A 6,107-nucleotide genomic window follows, 5' to 3' on the forward strand; every position below is an offset into this window, starting at 1 on the left:
ACTTATAACGCCCAACTAAGGGGCTGATAATGCTTGGCTAAAATGTGTAGCGAAGCGAAACCGAGCCAACTGTTAGCAGTCCCGTTTGAGTTGCTTGTTATATGCAACCATTAACCAATATACGATTAAAACAGATGTGCAACTTACTATAAAAGCTATTACATCTACAACCCCATAAACAGATGAAAAGTTTGGCAATTTAGAATATTTCAATGTCTGTATAGTAATTACTATAATCATCAAGGATGTCGGAGTTTGAACAATTAACGAGCTAATTACGTTAAAAGGAAAATTAGGTAATAACTTATTATAACCATATAAAAACACAAAACTTACGAATAGTTTAATAAGAGAATCATGAAGCCCTAACAACAAATATTCTGGGCTATTTGAGTTTAGTTCTGGCACAGAACCTAAAAAGTCTAATAATGGACTATAGATACCAGCAAAAGAAAAAGCGTAAACTAAGGCTACCCATAAAACAATACCTAATATTAGTGATGGTAGGTACTTCAAATGCATCTCCGTTGCATATAACGCCTAAATAACAGGCTAAGTAATGGTTGGCTAAAATTGTGAACGGAGTGAGCGCAGCCAGCTGTTGCGTGTCCGACTTTTAATTGCCTTGTTATATGCAAACTGCTATTCAACTAGATATGCCATACCTCTACACTTTGTGTGACTGTGACAGCTAGCGGTACTATTATTAACAATGCAAGAGTCAAAGACTAATGCATTACCACCTAGCTTTTGAGCTTTAATTTTTAGAGAAGAAATCAATGAATTTTTGCTAGGCTCTCGATCTCTAAAGTCTTTCTGGCAATAATTTGTTTCGACATAACCAACTTGCGAAGCTCCAAGCTCCCAAACTTCAGTATTGGTGTAGCTTTTTACGCTACCTTTTCTAACAGTATTCTCTACTTTATTCTTAACAAATCCCCCCATGTTAGAATTAAATTTAACTGAAGAACAACCAGCCAAAATTAGAGTGGCTATTAAAAGTACGATTTTCATGCGACCTCCATATTGCATATAACGCTTTGCTAAGCGGCATTAAATTGTTGGCTAAAATAGCGAGGAACGAGCAAAAGCCAACTGTTTTTTGTCCGTTTGAGCAACTTGTTAAGCTTCTATTTCGGTATAACTAATTCACGTACATCTCTAAGTAGATAAACCCAGTTTAAACTTTCCATCTTTCTTTTTTCTTCTAGGGTATCTCTAACACCAAAGAATACACTAGCCGGGTTTAGAACAGGAACAAATGGAATGTTAGCTACAATAGACTCCAGAGCTACTTTTCTAACGTTCGGTCTATATTTTTGAATTATTTCTTCTGTTGCTTTTTTTTCAGCTTCATTTAAATTTTTTTGAGCTACTTTTAAATCACTTTCAGATACAGACACAACTTCTTTCAATTTATGACGTAAATCATCAAAACTACCTTGTTTCTTTAATTCTACAACTTCAGACCATGGAACATCTGACATGCTCGGAATACTTGCTTCAAATAGCTTAAAAGGCTCAATTATTTTATTTGCTTTTGAATTAAACATTCTGGCTGAGGCCATAGCCAGTCTCTCATCATAATTTGCCTCCATCACACAATCAATTTCCTTTTGCAAGTGCTCCCACAAGCTAACAGAGTCGTTAGCAACTCTTGCTCTGCCTTCTGCATGCTCTATATCCATAGAGCTAAACCCTTTCCATTCTCTCTGGATATGAGAAAGAAGCATATTATGAGAAAACTCCTCAGCATTTTTAGGTTCAGGGTAGGTAAAGTTTTCACGATCTTTCCCCCAGCGAGGGTATCCATGCTTACGAGTATTACTGTGATGCTCAATCAAGTCCGTAGATACCCTATCCTTTAACGGAACAACTATGTCAGTAAAAGTTTTTACTTGTTGTAGGTTTAACGATTTTTCACCTACAATTTGCTCCACATAGTTTTGCCTTCTATACTCATTATCAATTTCTAGCATAATTTCATCATGCCATAAGAAACAGAGCTTCATGTGGTCATTTCTAAAGCTTTCTTTTAATTCTGCAAAGCTACTAATATACGTCCTAGATATTTTCATTAAAGTTGAACCCAAATTTTAAAGAAGCTTAACGCCCACATTAAGGGGCAATAATATAGCTGGCTAAAATGTTGAACGGAGTGAAAACAGCCAGCTGTATTTTGTCCCGCTTAAATTGCTTGTTATATTTTTATTACACTAAACATAATTATTAAAACAATTACTAATATTACTGAAAATAAAGGCATTTCATATTTTTTGTAAACCTTAGTACCACCAACCTTAGATAAGAACGTTAATATTTTGGTATAACGACTCATTTTTTTGTTTGTAAACTTACCGTTTAATGCAACTTTATGTACCTTGTAACCTATAAACTTGCCGCCATAATAAGTTAGGTCTTCGACAAGCTCATTTTTATTTTGATCAATATTAGATTTGTTATAAAGAATAATACGAGTGACTCTTAGTTGAAATGTACCATCTTTATTTTCCCTGATATCAGGCTCTTGAATTCCGAAGCTACGCTGTAGTTTTTTAAAACTACTTCGTAAGGATATTAAAGTAGGAAATTCAAATATAAAAACTATCGATTGTTCACTATCCTTTTTAAACACCAATATTTAAGTCCTACTCAAATGTTTGAGAAAATATAACGCCCTAATAATGGGCAAAAAATTGTTGGCTAAAATGTTGAGGAACGAAAACAGCCAACTGTTTTTTGTCCTTATTTATTAGCTTGTTAAGTTGCATTAAGCACCTGAACTTTGATTTAACTTTTTTATAAGCTCATCGTCGTACGGATACTTTTCTAAGATTTTTGATAGATATAATTCTACCTTTTTACCAAAGTCAGAGTTTAAAGAGTGCATTAACTCAATTTGCTTTGAGAAAGCTATACGTCTGCTATCTTGACCTTCGATTCTATTTTTTAGTTCGAAGTTACCCGCAATATCGCTAGTTGCATCTAAGAAAATGTAATATAGAAGTTCATCTAACTCAGGCGTTGATCTTCTTTCTAGCTCTTGCCCACGTTCAACGGTAACCAAATGATATGAAAGTTTGTCTACCTCAACATGCGAGTAACCGAAATCACGGCTTTTACCATATGTTGGTAATTGATGCTGGTTTGCGCCAATTAGCTTTCCTAACTCTTCAACTTTGGCTCTAATTTCAGATAATTGGTACATGCTATCCTTTGCAATTTAACGCCCTGTTAAGGGGCAAATTGTAGTTGGCTAAAATGTGAAGCGAAGCGGAACCTAGCCAACTGTTATTTGTCCCGCTTGAACAGCTTGTTATATGCGTCTTCATATATGTAAATATCTTCACCAAAGAAAAATGGACGATATATTTGAACATTTATGTTGGAGCCAACAATGCAGCACATTTCACATATTACGTTTACTAAACCTATACCTTCAATCATTAATTTAGCTTTTGGTAAACTTGATCTCCCTCGTGAGACTCCATAAGTTTTGTAGTATGTTTTTTTAACAACTCCTTTTGTTTCGCCTATATATTTCCCATCAAATAACGAAAACTGAAATATAAATGGAGAAAGCACTACACATATTATAATTAGTAAGTGAATTCGATATCGATGCCAAAAATCCATAGTTTACACTTGAGCATATAACGCCCTAATAATGGGTAAAAAATTGTTGGCTAAAATGTTGAGGAACGAAAACAGCCAACTGTTTTTTGTCCTTATTAATTAGCTTGTTAGGTTTTCTTTACCCATAGTATACAGGTAATAACCTTGCCTTAAACCCTTTAGCATAAATCCACCACTTAGCACCAACGTCGTCAGTAAATTGGTAGAAATTAAGGTCGTTTTCCAGATAATTAGAGTCTAATACCTGAACCGCTAATTCGTTTAATAGTTCTAACTTTACAGGGGCTAATAGACGGAATGAAAGACACATTGAATCAATGCCATAAAACTCTAGTTCAATTTCACCATCATCTTTGGTTCCGGTATCTCCATTAAATTTAATTAACAATGATCCTGCAACATCGGATTTCTCTACTGATATATTTTCTACATCAGCAGGACCCTCGAGTTTGGAAAGATAATTGTTCATTTGCTCCAATTCCATTTTGAAAACCTAACGCCCTGTTAAAGGGCAAATTGTAGTTCGCTAAAATGTGAAGCGGAGCGGAACCAGCCAACTGTTATTTGTCCCGCTTGAACAGCTTGTTATAGGTACTTGTACCAAGTGCCTGATTTAAATTCTTTTGGGATATTTTGCTCTGCCGGATTATCAAAACCTAAGCTTTCTAAAGTATCAAACCACAAATCTCGCTTTGAATCTGGTAACTTTGAACCACACCATGAACAATAATAAATTGCTTTAGAGCTACTACCACCGTCATGAATAATAAGCCCATATTCGTCAAATTTTTCGTTATATGTAACTAAAGTATCAGGGCACTCAAATTCATTAGCATGTTCAGTGCATTCAAACTTTAATGAATCATCCATATTCTGACAACAGTGCTGAACCATGTAGTACCTATAACGCCCTGTTAAGGGGCAAATTGTAGTTGGCTAAAATGTGAAGCGGAGCGGAACCAGCCAACTTTTATTTGTCCCGCTTGAACAGCTTGTTATATTTTTTATTTAACCAAATACTGTATTTTGCTCAATTTAGTTCCGTTATGATTTAAAAAACAACTATACGGCTTTGAACCACCATAAGCACCATAACTATTTTTAGCATTTAATTCCAAAACAAGAACTTGTCTAGCTCCACTCTTATCCGACATCCATACTTTTTTTGAACTTTCAACTCGTATAGACTCAGGGTCTTTAAATTTATATTTTGTTTTTAGATACGTTACACATTCCTCAGTACTACCACTTTGATTTATTTCTCCGATAGAAGATACCTTTACATCTATTTCTTTATACTGATCATCACAAGGAGTTTGACTAAAAGTAACGACTCCATCAACAGTGCACTGATAAATAGATTTGGCAGAAGAGGCTTCAGAGATAAATAAAATAAGTATTAATAAAACAATTTTTATCATCATGTTCTCAAAACTAGTTGTAAGCTAAAAAATATAACGCCCCGCTAAGGGGAAATTTATAGTTGGCTAAAATGTTGAACGGAGTGAAAACAGCCAACTGTAAATTTTCCCTCTTGAGCGACTTGTTAGGGTTACTGTGACACCTGATAACCCATTGATTTTATGGTTTGGATTGTGTCGTATACCACTTTGTTTTTAGCTGATTTGTCAGCCCGAACTATAACAGTAACTGATTCACAAGACTGTTTAACCAATTGATGCTTAGAACGAAGTAAACTTTCAGAGAATTGGGAGTTACCAATTGTTACTTGATTATCGTTTGAAATAGAAACCCAAACACTTCCCTCGGAAACTTCACCAATGCAAGTGACAATATCAGAAGGCTTTTCGCCACAGCCAAAGATACTGAATATAAATAGCGATAAACAAATGAACCTGAGTTTTTGCACTTACTTTCCCTGTAACCCTAACGCCCAAATAAGGGGCTGATTAATAGTTTGCTAAAATGTGAAGCGGAGCGGAACTGAGCAAACTGTTAGCAGTCCCGCTTTATTTTCTTGTTAGCTTTCGGTGCTCACATCAACTTTTAGAATACATCCGTCAGATATATACAATGCTACATACTTACCTGAATTTAACGCTCCGCCATTTGAGATAGTTTGATGATAACAGGGTGAATTAACATAGTAATCAATTTCGATTTCTCTTGTACCAATCTTGATCAAATCTCCCGGTGCGTGCCCCTCTTTAGGTTGTGTACGAAGAACATCAATCTTACCTCTGACTATTTCATAGTTTTGAGCTTGAAATGATAGATAGGTCGATATATGGCTAATAACTATATAAAGCAACATTAGAGGAGCTGTTACCGTAACTGTACTTCCCCAAAATATAGTAAACTTTCGTCGAGGAAAACTCTGTTTTTTATACGCACAATATAGAGCTACAGGTCCCAAAATAGAAAAAATCAAAAAGACTTTTACTTGCTCTAAACTTGGAATAAAAGATATCTGGTAAATAGTTTCCATATGCTCGATTTAATTAGAAAGC

General features: G+C 35.1%; 10 protein-coding genes. All 10 read right to left on the minus strand.

Annotated elements, in window-relative coordinates:
• Nucleotides 1-72: 72 nt before the first annotated feature.
• The 10 genes from AC27JP_RS09410 to AC27JP_RS09455 all read right to left on the minus strand — a co-directional run bounded on the left by AC27JP_RS09410 (nt 73) and on the right by AC27JP_RS09455 (nt 6,085).
• Nucleotides 73-516, minus strand: coding sequence for a hypothetical protein (locus AC27JP_RS09410; RefSeq protein WP_487114338.1), 444 nt, complete (start codon nt 514-516; stop codon nt 73-75).
• Nucleotides 517-642: 126 nt separating this feature from the next.
• A complete protein-coding gene (rcsF, locus tag AC27JP_RS09415) occupies nt 643-1,014 on the minus strand; it encodes an Rcs stress response system protein RcsF (RefSeq protein WP_487114340.1) in 372 nt (123 codons plus the stop codon).
• Between the two features lie 116 nt (nt 1,015-1,130).
• Nucleotides 1,131-2,078: a hypothetical protein gene (locus AC27JP_RS09420; protein WP_487114342.1), complete on the minus strand. Its 948-nt coding sequence runs from the start codon at nt 2,076-2,078 to the stop codon at nt 1,131-1,133.
• A 122-nt stretch (nt 2,079-2,200) separates the two neighbouring features.
• Nucleotides 2,201-2,635: a hypothetical protein gene (locus AC27JP_RS09425; RefSeq protein WP_487114344.1), complete on the minus strand. Its 435-nt coding sequence runs from the start codon at nt 2,633-2,635 to the stop codon at nt 2,201-2,203.
• Between the two features lie 135 nt (nt 2,636-2,770).
• On the minus strand, nt 2,771-3,208 hold the full coding sequence (locus AC27JP_RS09430; protein WP_487114345.1) for an Imm63 family immunity protein: 438 nt from the start codon (nt 3,206-3,208) through the stop codon (nt 2,771-2,773).
• Nucleotides 3,209-3,754: 546 nt separating this feature from the next.
• Nucleotides 3,755-4,120, minus strand: a complete 366-nt coding sequence (locus tag AC27JP_RS09435) for a hypothetical protein (protein ID WP_080915118.1) — start codon at nt 4,118-4,120, stop codon at nt 3,755-3,757.
• 101 nt (nt 4,121-4,221) lie between these two features.
• Nucleotides 4,222-4,530 carry a DUF6980 family protein gene (locus AC27JP_RS09440; RefSeq protein WP_487114347.1) on the minus strand — a complete coding sequence of 103 codons (309 nt, stop codon included), beginning with the start codon at nt 4,528-4,530 and terminating at the stop codon, nt 4,222-4,224.
• 110 nt (nt 4,531-4,640) lie between these two features.
• Entirely contained in the window at nt 4,641-5,060 is a 420-nt protein-coding gene (locus tag AC27JP_RS09445; protein ID WP_487114349.1) for a DUF4124 domain-containing protein, read from the minus strand.
• 128 nt (nt 5,061-5,188) lie between these two features.
• Nucleotides 5,189-5,506 carry a hypothetical protein gene (locus tag AC27JP_RS09450; RefSeq protein ID WP_487114351.1) on the minus strand — a complete coding sequence of 106 codons (318 nt, stop codon included), beginning with the start codon at nt 5,504-5,506 and terminating at the stop codon, nt 5,189-5,191.
• A 111-nt stretch (nt 5,507-5,617) separates the two neighbouring features.
• Nucleotides 5,618-6,085, minus strand: coding sequence for a hypothetical protein (locus AC27JP_RS09455; protein ID WP_487114353.1), 468 nt, complete (start codon nt 6,083-6,085; stop codon nt 5,618-5,620).
• Nucleotides 6,086-6,107: the final 22 nt, after the last annotated feature.

The sequence above is a fragment of the Colwellia sp. SU-HH01172 genome (assembly GCF_057553355.1).

What these genes read in the sequence shown, in the direction of transcription:
- AC27JP_RS09445 (WP_487114349.1), bottom strand. Translation starts at nt 5,060, where the DNA reads ATGATGATAAAAATTGTTTTATTAATACTTATTTTATTTATCTCTGAA.
- AC27JP_RS09420 (WP_487114342.1), bottom strand. Translation starts at nt 2,078, where the DNA reads ATGAAAATATCTAGGACGTATATTAGTAGCTTTGCAGAATTAAAAGAA.
- rcsF (WP_487114340.1), bottom strand. Translation starts at nt 1,014, where the DNA reads ATGAAAATCGTACTTTTAATAGCCACTCTAATTTTGGCTGGTTGTTCT.
- AC27JP_RS09440 (WP_487114347.1), bottom strand. Translation starts at nt 4,530, where the DNA reads ATGGTTCAGCACTGTTGTCAGAATATGGATGATTCATTAAAGTTTGAA.
- AC27JP_RS09435 (WP_080915118.1), bottom strand. Translation starts at nt 4,120, where the DNA reads ATGGAATTGGAGCAAATGAACAATTATCTTTCCAAACTCGAGGGTCCT.
- AC27JP_RS09430 (WP_487114345.1), bottom strand. Translation starts at nt 3,208, where the DNA reads ATGTACCAATTATCTGAAATTAGAGCCAAAGTTGAAGAGTTAGGAAAG.
- AC27JP_RS09455 (WP_487114353.1), bottom strand. Translation starts at nt 6,085, where the DNA reads ATGGAAACTATTTACCAGATATCTTTTATTCCAAGTTTAGAGCAAGTA.